We start from the raw sequence: 20,827 nt of genomic DNA, 5'->3' as shown, positions 1-20,827 counted from the left end.
ATATCTTATTTTTTAGCTTAGAAACTTAGATTAAGGCCTAGAGTAGTAATCGTCGTGGTGAAATAAGTTGCTCTTCGCTCAATTCCCGGAGCAAGAGGGTCATTATTTGATTCTGAATCCCCATATCTCACCTCAGGGTCTACACCGGTATATCCGGTAAACATGAAAGGATTTTGAACTGAAATATAAGCCCTAAATCTTCCAACTGCTTTGCCTGGCTCAATATTAAAATTATAGCCGAGAGTAGCATTGTCCAAAACTACAAAATCAGCTTTTTCAACATGCGAGCTGTTATATTCTGCTTTAGTGATATTCGGATCAAAGTATTTGGTGTTTACAATATTCCAGTTTTGAACTGTTGTACTCTCCGTATTCTCATAGAAACCTCTATAGCTGTTGATTAGGTAATGACCAAAAGATCCTCTAAAGAAGAAATTCAAATCCCAATTCTTGTAAGCTATGGAGTTATTGAAACCAAAATTCAAAGTAGGATAAGCTGTACCTAATTGGGTTCTATCATCATTACAGTTACAATAAACAGGATTTCCGTTTTCATCTTCAGCTGTACCATTGATTACTTGCATTATAGGGCTTCCATCATCGCTGACACCAACTTGAATTGGCCCCCAAATTTGTCCTAGAGGTCCATTTTCCTGGATCCTGATCAACTGTGTTAGGTTTTGACCTGGTGATCCAAAATTAGAGCGATAATTAACTTCTCCGAAACTTAAATCTCCTGCTGACAAGCTTCTAAGATTTGTCTTTAATGTTGAGAAATTGACTCCCGTAGTCCATCTGAAATCAGCTGTTTGAACAGCTCTATAATTTAACATCACTTCCAGACCAGAATTGGACATTTCACCTATGTTCAATTGGGTAGTAGGAAATAAATTTGGTGGCACAGGTACGTTGATTGGTAAAATCATTCCTGTAGTCACCCTTGTATAATAGTCTATAGCACCATCTAGCTTGTTATTTAAAATCACAAAGTCCAAGCCCACATTATATTCATCCTTTGTCTCCCATGACAAATCTGGGTTAGCATTGGATACCGGTCCATAGGATTTTATGAATTGGCCATCATAGAAGAAGTTGCCCTGATCGTCAAATCGTAAAAAGGATAAATAGGAATCTCCTGGCTGCGTACCAGTTCTACCATAACTTGCCCTGAATTTCATCGAACTTACGCCTGGCATGTCTACCAAATTTGCGATGTTCACACCTGCACTAATTGCAGGAAACAAGCCCCACTTATTGTTAGCTCCAAATCTAGTTGAACCTTCATATCGAGCACTGAGAGATAGTAGGTAGGTATCATTTAAATTGAAATTAGTCCGCCCAAAGAAGGCCACTAATTTGTTTGAGTTCGCATAACTTGAAACTGTCGCTAATCCATTTTCAAAGTCAAGTCCTGCACCGATGTTATTGTAAGTAAATGCATCTGTCAGAAAATTACCAGCTTGGGTATAATTTCCCTGATTAAAAAATTCCTGATAAGAATATCCTCCCAGGATCGACACACCAACTTTACCCAAGTTTTCATAATAATTCAACGTAGCTTCAAACAGATCATTTAGCCTTTCATTATTTTGAATAGTGGCCAAACCATTTCTACCAAATCCACCTCCGAATTTCGCTGTTTTGGGAGAATAAGATCCTCTCCATTCAGTTTCTCGTTGAGTGGAATAAAACAATGCACCGCTAAATTTACTAGTGAAATTGTATTCTCCACGAATACTGGCCAGAAGGCTGTTATCTCTACCATCTGCGATGTTTTGTTCTGCAATGGATACAGGATTGAACCAGTCAAAAATATCTCGCTCTGAATAGCCTCCAAAATCAGGACTTTGTGGGTTTGGATCATAAACAGGGAGCGTTGGATTGCTTATAATAGCATATCTAAAGGCGTTTTCGTTGCCAAATTCTCTATCGACTGAGGTATTGGAAATATTTACCGTAAATGTTGCTTTGTCTTTTAGTGCTTTTTGAGTTAGACTCAATCTGGCATTTAATTGGTCGAATCCGGAATTAATACCAACGCCATCAACATTTCTAGAATTGATCGAAACTCTATAACTGGTGCTTTCATTTCCTCCACCGAGCGAAAGATTGTTTATAAGACTAATTCCTGTATTAGTTACCTCATCAAGCCAGTTGGTACTACCTCCAAGGTCTCTGGAATTAGGTATTGCCTTGTATTCTTCAGCATTCATGACACTGATTGTCCTAGCAACATTTTCGATAGCTACACTACTGTTAAATTCAACAACAGTTCTTCCCTTTCGGCCCTTTTTTGTGGTTACCAAGATCACACCCGCTGATCCTCTTGTTCCGTAAATCGCAGCTGCAGACCCATCCTTCAATACGTCCATGGATTCTATATCATTTGGATCTACTGTACTTAAGGAAGCTCCAATAACACCATCAATAACAACTAGAGGCGAAGCATTTTCTCCGATGGAAGAGATACCTCGTAATCGCACATTAAATCCACCATTTGGATTTCCTCCTGGCCTTGCGATGTTTAGTCCCGCAACTTTTCCTTGAAGCAGTTGCGACGGATTATTAACGGTACCTTGATTAAAATTCTCTGATTTGATACTGGTTACCGCACTCGTTATCTCCTTCTTTTCTTGCGTACCATAACCCACAACTACGACTTCTGTCAGAGCTTGTATATTTTCGGCTAGGGCTACATTGATTTCTGTCCGGTTTCCCACCGCCTCTTCTACGATGTTATAACCGATAAATGAAAATCGTAAAACATCACTGGGGCTTGCCTCGATAGAATAGCCCCCATCCAAATCTGTCACCACTCCTTGCGTGGTACCACTAATTAGAATACTTACTCCCGGGATTCCTTCCCCAGTTTCTGCATCTGTAACTTTTCCTGTTATCGTAGCTTGCTGTGCAAATGCCGACTGACATAGGCTAAAAGCGAAGCATAAGAATAACATGAAAATCAACTTTAAATGTTTCTTCATGTGATTTTGGGTTTTGGTTAATTGTTTAATGAGCTCTTTTGGAAAATCTTTATTCTTTTGCTACTCAACAATTTCAGAAGCTCTTTTCTGAAATAAATGGCAAAACAACTATGCTTAATTTAAGGCATTATACCTTCAGACCAAAGGACTGTTGGAACTTCTCCTCAGTTTTATGAATTCAAATAATAATTTTAAATTCTAAACCTCAATAAAAGCATTTGATTCAAAATATCTCAAGGCAATTTTAAATAAAAATTCTGCATTCTAAAATAAAACCAAAGATAATTGTAAAATTATTTGAATAACAAAACAGCTATCTAATATGCCCTTTTGAGAACCTTCTAATTCCAATTTTGTTTCCAAATTTGTTTAAAATAGTTTGTTTTGCCTCTGGAAAAAAAATGAACAGATTTCCCATGAATCGAAAAACAAGCTTTGAAATTTGAATTTGATAAATCAAATGTGCTAAAACTGTTCAAATCAGGTGCTTGGATACCTAAATCAACCAAAACCACAGACTTAATAAAAATGCTACGAGCTTAGGCAAAGATTTTTATAGAATTGGCAATATGAGCATAGGCTACCTCAAAAGCATTTTCTCATTTTTTATGAACTTTACCTAATTCCCTTGTTTTGTGGATCAGTTAGAAAAAACCACTACACCTGTTTTTACCTTGTTTCAGATTGAGTAAAACTTTATCTCGATTTTGGTCAAACCAAACAAACTGGTAGATTCATAAAATTTAAAAGCATTTATGCCAACACCTGGGTCATTTAGGTTAATTTATGACCATGGATAATTTGCTGAAGTTTCAAGTAGTTGGCCAACCAAGTTTAGATTCGCTCGGTGAAATAAAATTAAGTTCAAACTGGAGCTACTATGTTTTTCAGTTTTACTTCCAGTTCTCTAGTGATAAATCAATAGAAACCCTAACGAAACTCAAATTCCAGTTAAGTTCTCGAATCTGAGATGTATTAAAAAGGAGTTGAACTTTTGTTCATTTCCTGTTTTATGAACATAGTCAATGAAGCAAAAAACCCTTCTTATTCTTCTGTTTTTTTCCAGCCTCTCTTGCCATAGAAAAGAGAAAAGTGATGACATGCTGTTCCAACTACTTTCAGAGGAAGATTCAGGCATATCCTTCAGAAATGACCTTGAATATACCGAAAAAGTTAACCCCTACACTTTTCGCAATTTTTACAACGGAGCTGGAGTAGCGCTGGGTGATATTAATAACGATGGACTAACTGATATTTTCCTGGCCGGAAATCAAACTTCAAACAGACTTTACCTGAACCTGGGAAATCTGAAATTTAAAGACATTACCGACCAAGCTGGACTAAACTCAACTGGCTATTGGACTACTGGAGTAAGTATGGCCGACGTGAACGGAGATGGGTTACTGGATATTTACGTTTGCAAATCCGGCCCTCCAGGTGGCGAAAAACGCCACAATGAACTTTTTATCAATACTGGGAATCTGACATTTTCAGAAAAATCCAACGAGTATGGAATTGCTGAAAAAGGGCTGAGTCAGCATGCTGTTTTCTTTGATTTTGACAAGGATGGAGATTTGGACATGTACCTCCTCAGTAATTCGACAAGATCTGTTGGAATTTATGATCTGAGGGTTGGGCAGCGTGAAATCCGAGATCCAGAAGGGGGAAATAAGCTATTTAGGAACGATGGAACAATCTTCACGGATGTTTCTGAATCAGCAGGAATTTTTGGAAGTAACATAGGCTATGGCCTAGGTGTCACAGTGGCTGACTTGAATAACGATAATTGGCCAGATTTATACGTTTCTAATGATTTTTTTGAAAGAGATTATCTCTATTTCAACAACCAAAACGGGACATTTACTGAAGTTCTTCCTGAACTACTCCCAGAAATAAGTCTGGGTAGTATGGGGGCTGATATTGCTGATCTGGACAATGATACCCGTCCAGATATTTTTGTCACCGAAATGCTTCCAAAAGAACTATCACGCGTCAAAACGAAGACCCCTTTCGAAGATTGGGATAAATTTCAATCCAATGTAAAAGCTGGATATCATCAGCAATTTACCCGAAACACGCTTCAAAGAAATCTGGGATCCAGACCTGGAACTCAAACCCCAATTTTTGCAGAAGTGAGTCGGATGGCAGGCGTAGAGGCAACAGACTGGAGTTGGGGGGCATTGATTTTCGACATGGACAATGATGGACTGAAAGATATTTTAGTCACCAATGGAATTGTGAAAGATTTGACTGATTTTGACTTTGTGGATTTCTATGTCAACAATCAGAAGAAAGTAAAAGGTTTTCAGGAAGACTCTATCCTTTTGACTAAAATGATTGATGCATTTCCATCCAATCCTCAGCAAAACTTTTTATTTAAAAATCAGGGAAATTGGAAATTTGAAAACCTTGCCCAAAGTCTGGGTTTAGATCAGCATACATTCAGTACTGGATCAGCCTATGGCGATTTGGATAATGACGGAGATCTGGATTTGGTGATCAATAATTTAAATGACCAGGCTTTTGTATACAGGAATACCAGTTCGGACAAAAAAATAGGCAACTATCTCAGTATAGAACTAGGTCAGGAATTTGGCACAAAAATTACCGCTTACACTGCAGATAAAAAGCTTTTTCAAGAGTATCAGCCTGTCAAAGGATACATGTCCTCGGTGGACCCTAGGTTGCATTTTGGCTTGGGTTCAGTAGAAAAACTCGATTCCCTGGAGATTATTTGGCCTGATGGCAAAACCCAAATCATCAGAAACGTTCAGGCCAATCAATTATTGAAACTTTCACCCGAGAAAGATGAAAATATCAAACCCGATTTAGAAGAATTTCCTGCTCAGCTCTTCGCTCAAAAAACTTCAAAAATCCCTTTTCAGCATCAGGAGAGTAACTTTATAGATTTTGATCGAGATCGATTACGATTTTGGATGATTAGCAATGAGGGACCAAAAGCTGCCAAAGCAGATGTGAATGGTGATGGATTGGATGATCTTTTTATTCCGGGAGCGAAAGAACAAGCCTCTGTTTTGTTATTCCAAAACTCAAATGCCGAATTCATTTCCAAACAAACAGAACTCTTCGCTTCGGATGCCATTTCTGAAGATGTCACGGCTCTTTTTTTTGATGCGAATCAAGATGGAAAACCGGATTTGCTCGTAGGTAGTGGTGGAATCGAGTTTGGGGATAATTCCCTGGCATATTCAGACCGGCTTTACCTCAATGATGGAACTGGAAATTTTCAAAAGTCCCCTCAATACTTTTCTTCAAACCCGACTGCCTTTCTACTTCCTATGGATTTTGACAAGGACGGAGATTTGGATTTGATCGTCGGCAGCCGGGTCATTCCATTTGCATATGGAATCCCGACAGGGCTACAAGTCTGGGAAAATGATGGAACGGGAAATTTTAAGCAAATTTCTCAAAGTCTCAACCCTGAACTCTCAAAAATCGGGATGCTGACCTCCGCTGATTTGGCAGATTTGGATGGAGATGGAACACTTGAAATCATTGTCGCCGGTGAGTGGATGCCTATTAGGATTTTCAGTTTTGAGGGAAATAAATTGATTGAAAAAACGAACGATTTTGGTTTCGAAAAAACCAGTGGCCTTTGGAATTGCCTGTTTGTTTCAGATGTGAATAACGATGGATATCCCGACATTCTTGCCGGAAATCACGGCTTAAATTCACGACTTCGAAGCCACAGCAGCTCTCAGCTTAGAATGATCCTAAACGACTTTGATCAAAATGGAACCTTAGATCAGATTCTTTCGCAATACGAAAATGAAAGAACAATTCCATGGGTGCTTAAACCTGCCTTGCTCCGTCAAATCCCTTCTTTACGGAAGCAATTGCTAACCTATGAATCCTACCAAAACAAATCTTTGGAGGAACTTTTCCCAGAAGCTGTTTGGGCAAATTCCTTAACTTTAACAGCTGGAATTCTAGAAACCAGCCTTTGGATAAACGATGGAAACGGCAATTTTCTACGCACTGATTTACCCCTTGAAATCCAATCTGCTCCAGTCTACTCCATCACTTCCATTCCTGGAAAAACTGGGGAGTCCTTCTTGATTTTTGGAGGAAATCAAAGCCGGATCAAGCCAGAATTGGGGAGTCAAATGGGAAGCTATGGCTGGGTCCTGAAACCTAATGGAGAAAATCAGTGGAAAATTCTAAAGCCTGAAGAAAGTGGTCTCTTTGTTCCCGGTGAAATTCGGGACTTTATTCAAATCAGTCTTGAAAACAAACCAAATTTAGTAGTATTACGAAATAATGATGAACCCTTGGTTTTTGAATTCCGCGATTAATTCTGCTTTGCCCCTTATTCTTTTCTCACTCCAATCCCGCTACAAAGGAAGAGATAGAAAAGAATTTTATTTTTGGGATCAAGTCAAACAAAATTCCATGGAACAAGAGCAGGGAAGGGGTAGAAAATCAAGCTTTGGAACTTCCGCGGAAATGAACATACAGAAAAATTTAATTATTAAATCCACCAATCTTTCGATTAAAAATCAACCCAAAAGACCAACTAGGATTCCAACTAATGCTGGATTTATCGATTTGAAAAGTGAGGGAAAACTCCAGTTTAAAGTGAAAAAACACCAGCAAATCACAGCCTTCCAAAAGTACCTGTCAGATCTGCGTCTTGAAATTTCGGATCGGTCTTCAGAGAAAAAAATAAAGAATAAGAGCATTTCATGAGGAACCAAATTGCAAGCCTAATCATCGTAGTTTTACTTTTTTCCTGCAAGGAAGAAAATGAAAAACGAGCTACCCTTTTTCAGGAAATTGACGGTGCGAGTTCCGGGGTAGATTTCCGAAACGACTTAAGCTTTAGTGAAGATTTCAATATTTTTACTTACCGAAACTATTATAATGGAGGCGGAGTAGCCATTGGGGATATTAACAACGATGGGCTGGCGGACCTATATCTTACAGCCAACCTAGGTCCGAATAAACTTTATCTTAACAAAGGGGAGTTCAAATTTGAAGATATAACTGAGCAAGCAGGGGTGGCCGGAACGCGCGCTTGGAGCACAGGCGTCTCCATGGCTGATGTAGATGGGGATGGATTTCTGGATATCTATGTTTGCAATTCCGGGGACATTTCCGGTGACAACAAACAAAATGAACTTTTTATCAATCAGGGAGATGGGACTTTTCTAGAAATGGCAGAGGCTTATGGTCTGGCAGACCAGGGATTTTCCACCCATGCAGTTTTTTTCGATTATGACAAAGATGGTGATCTAGACGTCTATTTATTGAATAACTCCTATCAGGCAATCGGCTCGTTTAATAAAATGCAAAACGAACGAATCAAACGGGACAATGTAGGCGGTGACAAACTTTTTAGAAATGATGCTGGGACATTCAAAGATGTATCCGAAGAAGCAGGCATATATGGCTCAGTCATCGGTTTTGGTCTGGGAATTACGATCGGGGATGTCAATCAGGACACCTGGCCCGACATTTTCATTTCCAATGATTTCTTCGAAAAGGACTACCTCTACATCAACAATCAAGATGGTACTTTCTCAGAATCCTTGGAAAAGTCTATGCGCTCTATCAGCGCAGCATCTATGGGTGCTGACATCGCAGATATCAATGGCGACGGCCTTTTGGATATTTTTGTAACTGATATGCTTCCTGAATCACAAGTCAGGCTGAAGCAGGTTACGACTTTTGAAAATTGGGACAAATACCAATTCAACAAGACTTACGGGTACCACTATCAGCTTTCCCGCAATATGCTCCATCTCAACAATGGAGACGGGACCTTCAGTGAAATAGGCAGACTCAGCAATGTAGAAGCCACAGATTGGAGTTGGGGAGCGCTGATGTTTGACATGGACAATGATGGGTTAAGAGATATTTTTGTAGCGAATGGCATCTATCAGGACATCACTGACCTGGATTACTTGAATTTTATCGACGACGATAAAACCAAAAGTCAAATCATCTCGCAGGAAGGTGTCAATTTTAAAGCCCTTGTCGACCCAATTCCTATTAATCCCATCTCAAATTATGCTTTTCGTAATCTGGGTAATTTAAAATTTGAAAATTTCGTAGACGATTGGGGGCTTGGTAAAGCGATCCATTCGAACGGAGCTGCATACGGGGACTTAAACAACGACGGCACACTCGATCTGGTGGTAAATAATGTCAATCAACCTGCTCAGATTTTTAAAAATCAGGGAAAATCTATTAATCCGACTCATCACTTTGTTCAGTTGCAACTGAAGGGAAAAGGAAAAAACACACAAGCTGTAGGAACACAGATCCGTTTAAAATCAGGAAGCCAAATATTCTATACCGAGCAAATGCCCAATCGCGGTTTTCAGTCATCAGTAGACCCGAAAATCACAATCGGTTTAGGGGATTTGAAAGTGATTGAATCTATTGAAGTTCTTTGGCCTGATGGAAAATACACGGAATTAAAAAATCAAGTTGCCGATCAGCTACTGGTATTGAATTGGGAAGATGCTGGCGAACTCCCTGCTGGAACATCCTTTTTTGAAAAACCTAACAGCCAACAATTTAGCAAGGTTGAAAACTCGGGTTTGAGTTTCCTTCATGAGGAAAATCCATTTGTGGATTTTGATCGAGACCGACTGACCTATATCATGTATTCCACTGAGGGACCGGCGTTTGCTAAAGCTGATGTAAACGGTGATGGGCTAGAGGACCTCTTTTTTGGCGGAGCCAAAACCTTCACGGCAAAACTCTTTCTCGCTTCCCCATCCGGAAAATACTATGAAAGTCCACAAGAAGCATTTATTCAAGACAATGCATCAGAGGATACCGATGCGATATTTTTCGATGCAGATGGTGATGGAGACCTGGATTTGTTTGTGACATCAGGAGGCAATGAATCCGGTTTCGGGTCGATAGACCTGGCGGATCGATTGTATCTAAATGACGGTGACGGAAATTTCACCAAGAATCCATCCGCCGGATTCACCACAGTTTTCGGCAGCAGCAGTTCCGTAAAGCTGATCGACATCAACAAAGACGGAGCATTTGATTTGTTTGTAGGAGGAAGGCTGGTTCCTTTCACCTATGGAGCCGCAGCTAACAGTCAACTTTGGGTAAATGATGGCAAGGGTAACTTCACTGAAAAGTCGTCTACACTGGCTCCAAGCTTGAAAAATCTCGGAATGATAACAGATGCCGCCGTACTTGATTGGGATCAGGACGGAAGCGATGATTTGGTTTTAGTAGGTGAATGGACCGCTCCAATCTTTCTGAAAAATAAAAATGGCCAATTCGAAAGAATTGAAATGCCAGAACTTGAAACATTGAAAGGCTGGTACCGGGCAGTGAATGTAGCAGATTTAAATAACGATGGGCTTCCAGATTTGATTTTGGGGAACAATGGGCTGAACTCACGATTCAAAATATCCGCTGACTCCCCTGTAAAAATGTACTTGAATGATTTTGATCAAAATGGATCTATCGAGCATATTTTCGCACAAGAAGTTGGAGGAGTCCAAATTCCCTATACATTAAAACATGAACTTGAGCGTCAAATACCATCTGTCAAAAAGAAATACATACGCTACAGTAATTACAATAATAAATCTTTGACAGATATTTTCCCATCTGAAATTATTGATCAATCCATCATCAACGAAGTAAATAATCTTGAATCCGGAGTGCTCATAAATGAAGGAAACGGGAAATTTTCCTGGAAACCACTTCCTATCCTAGCTCAGCGCTCCTACGTTTTTGCAATTGCAGTTTTAGATTTGAATAGTGATGGAAATTTGGATTTGATTCTGGGAGGAAACTTAGCCCAGGCAAAACCGGAAGCCGGAAAATACGACGCCAGCTATGGTGAGGTATTATTAGGTAAAGGAGATGGAACATTTGATTATTGGAAAAATGCAGCCCATGGTCTCAAAATAGATGGGGATATCCGGGCATTTGGACTTCTGGAAAACAGAAAAATTCTGGTGGTAAAAAACAGTGCCGAAGCTGAAATCTGGGAATACAAGTGAGATTCGAAAAATGCACAATGATTGATTTATAGGCTGAAAAGGTGAGCAAAATCATTTGCTTAAAGCCTAATTTCCAATACTTTTGCCAACCCACACTAGGTTATCATTTCTTAAAAAGCTTGAGCTTGGCGCCTGATTACCTTAAATTTATAGCCCAATTGATTCAATCAGATATTAAAATGCGTTTACTAAAATCCATATTTGGCATATGTTTGCTATTCACAGCAATATCCTGCGTAAAACAAGTCGATTATTCCCAAGCCATCACAGATGGGCATTATCTCAGTGAAGCCCAGAATAAAATCACAGAAGTGATCATCCACGATATTTTCTCCCCTCCCGTAGCGGCGAGAATCTACAGCTATGCTTCTCTTGCAGCTTATGAAGTGGCGGCTTCTGTAGATCCGAATTACGTCTCTCTCATGGGACAATTAAATGGTTCGGAGAAAGTGGCTTTTTCCCCATCCGAAAAAGTGTACCCACCCTTGGCTTCTCTGGCAGCCTACTACTACGTTGGAACGGGATTGATCTTTTCTGAGGAATTGATGAACGAGCACAGAGATGCAGCTTATGAAGCTTTAAAAGAAAAAGGTATTCCTGATGATGTGTTTGAAGCTTCTATAGCCTTCGGCAAAGAAGTAGGAGATGTAATCAAAGCCTATTCATCCAAAGATAATTACCATCAAAGCCGATCATTTCCAAAATTCACTATAACTGAGGAAGAAGGAACATGGCAACCAACTCCTCCTGCTTACATGGAGGCAATTGAACCGCACTGGAATAAAATCAGAACCTTTGTTCTCGACTCAGCTTCCCAATTCAAACCACTACCACCTCCTGCATTTTCTACAGATCCGGATAGTGAATTCTTCAAAGTAGCTAAGGAAGTCTATGATGTGGACAAGGCAGCTACTGAGGAGCAAAAAGAAATTGCGCTTTTCTGGGATTGTAATCCTTACAAAATGAATGTAAAAGGCCATGTGATGTTTGCGGAAAAGAAAATCACCCCAGGTGGACACTGGATGAGTATAGCGGCTATTGCATCCAAAGCAGCGGAAAAAGACTGGAAAGGAACTGCCGAGGCTTTGGCAATGACAAGTATCTCTCTGAACGAAGCATTTATTTCCTGCTGGGATGAAAAATACCGCAGCAACGTCATCAGACCAGAAACATACATCAACCAACATATAGATGAGCAGTGGGTGCCACTTTTACAGACGCCACCATTCCCAGAGCATACCAGCGGACATAGTGTGGCTTCGGCAGCTTCAGCCTACACCTTGGCACATTTGTTCGGTGATGAATTTCATATTGTCGATAGCTCTGAAGTAGCCTATGGCTTGCCGATAAGAGAGTTTGACTCCTTCTCCCAAGCCGCTGAAGAAGCCGCACTAAGTAGATTCTATGGAGGAATCCATTACCGTCCAGCCATTGAATATGGCATCACGGAAGGAAGGGATTTGGCTAAATTCATCTGGACAAAAGTGGACACAAAACCAAAAAATGTTGCCAGCAAATAAACTTGAAAGCACCCGAACAACCGGGTGCTTTTTTGTTATCAAATCATGAAATACAGAGATTGATTAAACTCATTAGGTCTCTTCTTGTTTATATTTTGGCGGATATTCTTTATCTTAACTCATCACCTTTTTGAATTGGACTTTTCCTTTTCTTGTTTTTAAACCTACTATTTTATGTCAAAAACCATTATCGTTTCCAATCGCCTTCCTATCAGTCTTCGTCATCGCAATGGCAGATTTGAATTTAAACCTAGTGCTGGAGGATTAGCCACTGGTCTTGGGTCAATCTATAAAGAAGGGGAAAATATTTGGATCGGGTGGCCTGGAAATACTGTTGACGATCCCGAACAAAGAGCAGAAATCATCCTTGAACTTCACGATCTAAAAATGGCCCCGGTTTTCCTCTCCAAAGAGGATGTAGAAGAGTTTTACGAGGGATTCAGTAATGAAACACTTTGGCCAGCATTTCACTATTTCACCCAATACATGGTATACAACCCAGAGCATTGGGATGCTTATGTTCGTGTAAACCAGAAATTCTGTGATGCGATATTGAAAAAAGCAGGACCAGACGATACAATCTGGATTCATGATTATCAGCTGCTTTTACTCCCGCAGATGCTTCGTGAAGTATTGCCAAATGCTACTATCGCATTTTTCCAGCATATCCCTTTTCCTTCCTATGAGATCATACGGATGATACCTTGGAGAAAGGAATTGCTTGAAGGAGTATGTGGGGCAGATTTGATTGGTTTCCATACCTATGATGACATGCGTCACTTCCTAAGTGCGGTAGGGAGAATCACGGGTTTATCCAGTGAAAGCGGCTACATCCAAGCGGAAAACAGGATCATCAATGTGGATTCCTTTCCGATGGGGATTGATTACGACAAATTTGCCAAGCAAGCCAAAAGTAAGAGAACACAACGCTTTGTCGGAGAATTTGGCAAGCAAGTGGAAGACCAAAAGCTGTTACTAACCATCGATCGACTCGACTATTCCAAAGGAATTCCTCAGCGTATTCAGGCTTTTAATCAATTACTAGAGCAGCACAAAGAATTGCATGGCAAAGTATCCATGATCATGATCGTGGTGCCGAGTCGAGACAAGGTTCAATCTTATAAAGAACTGAAAGAGGAAATTGACCTTTTGGTAGGGCGAATAAATAGCGAGTACTCTACCTTGAATTGGGTTCCCGTGCATTACTTCTACAGGAGTTTCCCTTTCGAAGAACTCAGTGCATTTTACAACATGTCGGACATCGCGTTGGTAACTCCTCTGCGTGACGGTATGAACCTGGTTTGTAAGGAATTTGTAGCTAGCAAAACTGATCAGACGGGCGTATTAATATTGTCTGAAATGGCGGGTGCATCCAAAGAATTGCAGGATGCTATTTTGGTCAATCCAAATGACAGACAAGGCGTAGTCGATGCGATTTACAATGCGCTTTCGATGCCTCTGGCAGAGCAAAAAGCTAGAATCAGCAGCATGCAGGAAAGCCTGAAAAAATACGATGTATTCCAGTGGGTGAAAGTATTCATGGATCGCCTGGATCATGTGAAGAAAAAGCAGGAAGAGCTTACGTCCAAAGATGTAGATGCTAAAGTGATGAACGAGATTCAGACAAGTTTCAAAAAGGCCAAGAATGCTGTTTTGTTTCTAGATTATGATGGTACACTTACCGGATTTCATTCGGATCCTCAAAAGGCAATACCAGATGCAGAGTTGAAAGGAATTGTGAAAGACCTTAGCAAACTGGCCCAAGTAGTGGTCATCTCGGGAAGAGATAAAGATACCCTTGGACGATGGTTTGAAGGTCAAGATATAGATATGATAGCCGAACACGGTGTATGGGTTAAAAAGAAAGAGAACAAGGGTGATTGGGAACTGTACGCAGAAGTGGAAGACGGGTGGAAAGATGACATCAGGCAGATCATGGAATATTATGTTCTGAGAACTCCAGGTGCATTCATCGAAGAGAAGCATCACTCACTTGTTTGGCATTATAGAAAAGTAGAAAGCGGTCTGGGAGATCTCAGGATGCGGGAGCTCTTCAGTCATCTGAAATATATGGCAAGAGGACACAATTTGCAGGTTTTGGAAGGAAATATGGTCTTGGAAATCAAGCGTCCGGATATCAATAAAGGCCGAGCTGCAACAGCCATGATGAAAGGTGGAGAATATGATTTCATCTTGGCAATTGGTGATGACTGGACGGATGAAGACACTTTCAAAGCGATGCCAAAAAATGCTTACTCAATTCGTGTAGGCTATGCATTTACCCAAGCGAATTTCAATATCAAATCAGTCAAGCAAGTGAGGCAATTGCTTCAGAAATTGACTTCTTGATTTGAATAATGGTTTTTCATTAATACGTCGGGGCGAAAGATTTTTCGCCCCTTTTTTAGGTTCATGACTTGAACCAGTGAGTTCTCAGCGTCACCCCGTGACCTTCGCTGTTAAAAATCACAAATACTTTTTATACAGGTTCTCCAGAATCCTTTTATCCGATTCAGTTAATTCAGATTCTATATCATGCTGCACGAAATGTAGCTTGAAGGAACGAATGGCTGCTTTTGAATCACTAACATCATACCCGATGATTCTCAGAGCGAGAACTGGATCAAGCCTTGTCTCTGGTATGGAATCGGAATTTTCCATGGGAATTGAAGTCGAAGGCTGAGAAGATATAACGGGAAAAACCACGTCTTCATCGTACCACAATCCATATCCCTCATCAGCTAATTTTTTCCAAGGAAAATAAGTACTAGGATCAACTTTACGCGAAGGAGCTATATCAGAGTGCCCGATAAAATTGGCAGTAGGAATAGAATACTTCCATTTCAATCGCTTCAGCAAAACCAATAAACTTTCGATTTGGGCAGTAGTGAATGGCTCACTTCCATTATTATCAAGTTCGATCCCTATTGAGGCAGAATTCAAATCGGTATCATTTCCCCAGCGACCTCTGCCTGCATGCCATGATCGCAAATAATCATTTAACATCTGAACGATCTCCCCATCCCGACCTACTACATAGTGCGAACTCACCTGGGTTCTACTCAGCGTAAAGGTGGTTATTGTCTGCTCCAAAGAATCCTGAGCTGTATGATGGATGATTACGTAGTTGGGCTTCCTGATACTAAAGTTGGTCGTTCCTACCCATTCATCTGTGATGCTCAGTGTATCGTAATCAAGCTCAGCTTTTGTTTTTGGTATTTCTTGAATAGAAGCAGTGGCATTTTTCACTGCCTTTTCGTGAGCTTTATTATTCTTACTGTAAACGTCCTTGGAGCAGGAAACAAAGGCGAGTGAAATACTCACAAAAAGAAGCGTCGAGAAAATTCTATTGAAACTCATGGTCAATACTGGTTAATCTGAAATCGAAGCTACAAGTATTGTACTAAGCCTGAAAACCAAGCCTATAAAAATGCTATAAGTTATCAAAATGAAGAATATCAACACGTTTCGTTCCATAGTAACGTGTGGTTGGTAGAAAAAAATGAATTTATTTCAGGTCGTTCCGTAGGAACGTCTGGTAGGAAATCAGGCACCATACGTTCCTACGGAACGATAAAAAACGAAACAATATCCAACCTACCAACCAATTGTCCCTTTGGGACAAAAAAAGGCCTGCTTCCGATGAAGCAGGAAAACACTAAGTTGCGCCTTGTCATACTCAGTGTCCTTCGCGGTTAAAAAAAGATCATAAAAAAGTCCCACTTCTGGAGAAGCAGGACAACATTTGGACATTTTAAATCCCCGTAAATCTGCGCTAGTTATCTGCGGCTATCTGCGGGAAATTAATTACAGGAAATTAGGTCTATCCAGCTTCCTTCCTATCCGGAAAGCAGCATTCATCAAGCCCACATGAGAATAAGCCTGTGGAAAATTCCCCCATTGACTTCCTGTCTTTTGATCCACATCCTCAGAGAATAGGTGCAAGTGGTTACAATACTTCACAAGCGTCTCAAAACCTTCCACTGCTTCATCCAATCTTCCAACGCAAGCCAGCGCCTCTATATACCAGAAGGCACAGATCAAGAAGGTAGTCTCCGGCACACCGAAATCATCCATGTGCTTGTAGCGGTAGAAGAGGAAATCCTTTGCCAACAGCTCATCTTCCAAGGCTTTCAGGTGATCATTTGCACGCTCCAGATCTTCTCCGAAATACCCCATGGTTATCAACTGCAATGTGGAAGCATCCATATAAGTAGAGCCTAGCGCTTGCCCATAGGCTTTCTTCTCAGGCAGATAGCAGGATTCAATTTTTTTAATAGCAACATCCCGAAGCTGAATAGCTTTTTGGTACATGCTATCGTCTTTCAGGCGAATACCGATTTTTGCCGCAGCACAGGCTCCAGCCCAGTGAAACAAGAAGGTATAGCAGTGCTCCTGAGCTAGATTTCTAAACTCCCAAAGCCCCGCATCTTTCTCATTCATTGTTGCTTCGATCTTATTCAGCAGGTTCATGATCATCGGCTTGGAGCTACTTCTCTCCTCTTCTGTAAAACGCTGATCGGAATACAACGGAAGCAAGGAAACCAGCACCTGACCATAGAGATCATTCTGAATGTGGGTGTAAGCTTGGTTACCAAAGCGAACGGGCTTCTCACCCAAATAACCATCCAGATCAGAAATCTCCTCCGTCAAAAGTGAATCGCCTGTGATCGAATAAAGTGGCTGATAGCGGCCATCGTCTCCGGGACGCAGATTATGAATAAACTCGAAGTACTTCTCCAACTCCTCGAAGTGCCCCAAGCTATTGAAGCAAGTCAATGTGTAATAGCTATCCCGAATCCAGCAATAGCGGTAATCCCAGTTTCTGGTAGATCCTGGCGACTCAGGCAAACTGGTCGTTGATGCTGCAATGATGGCTCCTGTATCTTCGTACTGGTGGATCTTGAGTATCAAAGCCGAGCGAAGCACCAATTTTTGATGAAAATTGGAAATACTGGTGGACTTCACCCATTCCTGCCAATAGGCATTAGTGGCATGTAAAAACCGCTCCGAAGTAGTTTCAATTGGAGCTTCCAAAGGTCTACCATAAGTAAGCACCAAATAAACAGGCTTATTCAAGGCAAAAGCCTTTCCATCCATTATGTAGCTCAATGGAGCATTAGTGGATAGTCTTAGCTCCTGATCAGTATCCATAAACCGAATATGATTAGACCCCATGCTAGCCTTCAGCAGTCTGGCGCCGTGCTCAGAAGAAGGCTGACATTTGATCAGGATTTTTGGGGATCCTGATATGGCTTCTATCTTACGGATCAGCATCAGCGGCTTATAGTAGCGATCAAAGTTTTTGAACCGTGGAGCAAAATCAGTGACGGCATAACTACCCTCTTCTGATTTGACCGTTGTCGTCAGGACATTGGTGTTTTCCAGATACTCCTGAGAAGACTTAAAGTCTCCTGACTCCGGATGAATGGTGAATTCCCCACCCTTTTCCCGGTCGAGCATTCCGCCAAAAATAAAATCAGAATCAAATCTTGGCAGACACATCCAGCTGATATTCGTGTCCAGTTCCACATGGGCGATATAGGCGCAATTGCCGATCACCCCACTTCCGTAGGTATGTTTTTTCATTAAGGTCAGGTTTGATTTTAAAAGTTAGGCTTCTGGGTCAACTATCAAGAAAGCAAAAAAGGGGATAGCATGCAAAAATCTGGTCTTCTAATGAAAATTCAGATCACACTTAATAATCAAACCTGACCAGATTCGGCTCCCGATCCACTGTCACTCCATAGATTGCTCTGTTTTCCTCATCTATAGAAAAACCGTTCAATGGATAATTGACTTGATATTGATTCAAAATATTTCCATCAAAATCGATTTCAAATAAACGATTAAGATTACTCATATCTGATATTTCGCCATACGTTTTCCCAAAGAATAAGACAAAAAATGAATTCTTACCCACAAAAACAATCAGTTCTACCCTTAAGATAATGGAAAACATAGATCCTAGTTCATATGGACTTAGAATTCAATCTCAATAAATTCAATTAAGACTTGGTTTGTAGTCATTCTATTAGAGATCTTTACTGTTGATCAGCTTAATTTGGCCATTCCTCAATTAAATTCATGGTAAAACCTATTTAGAATTGATTCAATTTAACCACAGAAATCCCCCATTTTTAAAAGCCTATTTTTAATTTATAAATTTTCTTTAATTTTAAATGACAATAGCAAAAATTGACCTTCAAAAGAAATTGATTCATCAATCGAATCCCTCAGATCTTCACTTACTTTTTCCAAATCCAAATTGGACAAAGACTCTGGCGTAACAACATATGTGAATATATTATCACTAAAATAAATATGTCTAAATAAAAAAATCCCATCAAAATCATCATACAAACTAGACCCTTGAGAAACAAAATTTGACCGTGGAAAATAAAAATATCTCATATATGATAATTTCCCATTATCTGATTTGATATAAATAAATGATGTTACTTTATCATTTAACACTAAGTAATCTATATTAGTAGAATAAGTCTTATCATTAAAAACCCTGTCAATTTCATCAATAGAAGAAAAACTTCCAAACAACTTATTAGGGAAGTTCACTATTCTTTTTTCAACAATTCTATTTTTATTCACATCAAATTTGTAAATAGTATCATTAAACGCTTGTGTAAAGTAGATACTTTCATTTATCTTATTGAAATAAATAGAATTATCTTGAAATTTTATATCAGTAGGTCTTTGCAAAATATCAGAGAATGTAATTTGACCATTATCCCAAATAATCAAATTATTGAATACATTCTCATTATTAAAAATATTTTCTTGAGCCAAATATATTAGATACTTTTTATCACTTATTTTTTCAAAGTTCTCAAAAAACAAACCGATCTTTATCGATTCTTTAAATTTAAAATTTGAATCATAGATAATGATTTTTTGACCAACCTTATCATAAACTTCTATAGTTTTATTTTCAGTATCAACTCTAAACCTATGTAAATACTGATATTCTTCAGGTCCTTCTCCTCGTTTTTCTAGAGTTGTTAGTAGATCACCTTCTTTTGAAAATTTAAAAATAATACCAAAATTTTTATCCAAAACATAAATATGGTCATCCAAAAAATTAATTTGATCAATTTTAGAAGGATATATCCGATCATTAAACTTGAGCCTTAGTATAGAAGGTTTTTCAAATATGGTTGATGCAAGTATTTTTTCATGATCTAGGGGAACTTCAATTTCCCCTAGAGTTTTTTGTTGATTTTGACAGGAAATTAGAATTATTAGAAATCCGAAAATCAGTAAAAACCTCATATTCAACCTCCTATTGATGGACATGTTAGAGTAAGTGGGGTATAATTTGAACATGATACATAGTTACACATAAAAACGCCTCCCGGTTCACAGCATTTACCTGTAACTGGTATTATAGATCCATCTGGACATTCGACCTCTCCATAGTACCTTTTTTCTGACCCTCTATCATCTGCTAAAGATGAATTAGTAATAGCGAATGCCCCAAAAAGGACCATCCCAAATAGTAATTTTTTCATAAGACTTTCAATTAGGTTGTTAAAAAATCCCGGCCGGAATAAGGTCTCACTTAAGACTTCGGTATAAGTTTACTATTTTTTTTTAATCGCAAGGATTAGTTTTAACATAACTAGGAAATTATTTACAAAACAAATAAATGCATATCACATTCATTTTCAAATTCATAACTGCTTCTCCTGCTATGCAGCTGCACTCTGTGACTGATCACTGATACTGCCTACTGATAAAGCTTCTTATCCTGAATATAATCCGACACGCCATCTGGAAGTAGGTATTTGACAGACTTGCCGGCAAGAATAGATTTGCGGATAAAGGTGGCTGAGATATCCAAAAGCGGCGCGTCGATCTGGGTAATATTCGGATGCTCAAAAGAATTTGCTTCTCCTGGTCGTGGATAGACAAAGATCTCATAATTGTCCAGAATAGTCTGGTAGTTTTTCCAGCGCTTCAGCTGAGTCAGGTTATCCGAACCTAAAAATAAGCAAAACTGGTGCTGTGGATATTGGTCAGTCAGGTAAGCGAGGGTGTCTATGGTATAGCTTGGCTTAGGCATGGAGAACTCCACATCTGAAGCCTTGAATTGATAATTGTCCTCGATTGCGAGCTCCACCATTCGCAATCGATCAAACTCGTGAATCAAAGACTGTCTTTTTTTGAGTGGATTCTGCGGACTGACCACAAACCATACCTGATCTAGATCGGTGCGGTCATGAAGTGTGTCTGCTATGATCAGATGACCAATATGGATGGGATTGAAGGAACCGAAGTATAGACCGATCTTCAA

At 39.7% G+C, this 20,827-nt stretch carries 10 protein-coding genes; 4 read left to right on the top strand and 6 right to left on the bottom strand.

Annotation, left to right across the window (positions count from 1 at the left end; translation table 11 throughout):
* Positions 1–17: 17 nt before the first annotated feature.
* Positions 18–2,984, bottom strand: coding sequence for a SusC/RagA family TonB-linked outer membrane protein (locus ACPUEN_RS17875; RefSeq protein WP_425637324.1), 2,967 nt, complete (start codon positions 2,982–2,984; stop codon positions 18–20).
* Between the two features lie 1,025 nt (positions 2,985–4,009).
* On the opposite strand from ACPUEN_RS17875, the gene ACPUEN_RS17870 reads away from it, so the two are divergent.
* From ACPUEN_RS17870 to ACPUEN_RS17855, 4 genes are all read left to right on the top strand, one after another.
* Entirely contained in the window at positions 4,010–7,300 is a 3,291-nt protein-coding gene (locus ACPUEN_RS17870) for a VCBS repeat-containing protein (RefSeq protein WP_425637323.1), read from the top strand.
* Between the two features lie 390 nt (positions 7,301–7,690).
* The gene (locus ACPUEN_RS17865; protein ID WP_425637322.1) at positions 7,691–10,993 is read left to right on the top strand and encodes a VCBS repeat-containing protein; all 3,303 of its coding nucleotides are present in this window, start codon (positions 7,691–7,693) and stop codon (positions 10,991–10,993) included.
* A 179-nt stretch (positions 10,994–11,172) separates the two neighbouring features.
* Positions 11,173–12,513 (top strand): vanadium-dependent haloperoxidase, encoded by a 1,341-nt coding sequence (locus ACPUEN_RS17860; protein WP_425637321.1) that lies wholly within the window; start codon positions 11,173–11,175, stop codon positions 12,511–12,513.
* 174 nt (positions 12,514–12,687) lie between these two features.
* On the top strand, positions 12,688–14,862 hold the full coding sequence (locus tag ACPUEN_RS17855; protein WP_425637320.1) for a bifunctional alpha,alpha-trehalose-phosphate synthase (UDP-forming)/trehalose-phosphatase: 2,175 nt from the start codon (positions 12,688–12,690) through the stop codon (positions 14,860–14,862).
* 117 nt (positions 14,863–14,979) lie between these two features.
* Here the strand turns inward: ACPUEN_RS17855 and ACPUEN_RS17850 are convergent, their stop codons facing one another.
* The 5 genes from ACPUEN_RS17850 to nadD all read right to left on the bottom strand — a co-directional run bounded on the left by ACPUEN_RS17850 (position 14,980) and on the right by nadD (position 20,827).
* Positions 14,980–15,873 carry an N-acetylmuramoyl-L-alanine amidase gene (locus ACPUEN_RS17850; protein ID WP_425637319.1) on the bottom strand — a complete coding sequence of 298 codons (894 nt, stop codon included), beginning with the start codon at positions 15,871–15,873 and terminating at the stop codon, positions 14,980–14,982.
* A gap of 447 nt (positions 15,874–16,320) precedes the next feature.
* Positions 16,321–18,102: a glycoside hydrolase family 15 protein gene (locus ACPUEN_RS17845; RefSeq protein ID WP_425637318.1), complete on the bottom strand. Its 1,782-nt coding sequence runs from the start codon at positions 18,100–18,102 to the stop codon at positions 16,321–16,323.
* 109 nt (positions 18,103–18,211) lie between these two features.
* Positions 18,212–18,475, bottom strand: a complete 264-nt coding sequence (locus tag ACPUEN_RS17840; RefSeq protein WP_425637317.1) for a hypothetical protein — start codon at positions 18,473–18,475, stop codon at positions 18,212–18,214.
* Positions 18,476–18,672: 197 nt separating this feature from the next.
* Positions 18,673–19,803, bottom strand: coding sequence for a 6-bladed beta-propeller (locus ACPUEN_RS17835; protein ID WP_425637316.1), 1,131 nt, complete (start codon positions 19,801–19,803; stop codon positions 18,673–18,675).
* Positions 19,804–20,260: 457 nt separating this feature from the next.
* A complete protein-coding gene (gene nadD, locus ACPUEN_RS17830) occupies positions 20,261–20,827 on the bottom strand; it encodes a nicotinate (nicotinamide) nucleotide adenylyltransferase (RefSeq protein ID WP_425637315.1) in 567 nt (188 codons plus the stop codon).

Source organism: Algoriphagus yeomjeoni, from assembly GCF_049821175.1.
Classification (GTDB): domain Bacteria; phylum Bacteroidota; class Bacteroidia; order Cytophagales; family Cyclobacteriaceae; genus Algoriphagus; species Algoriphagus yeomjeoni_A.
This window is presented reverse-complemented; position numbering and strand designations above follow the sequence as displayed.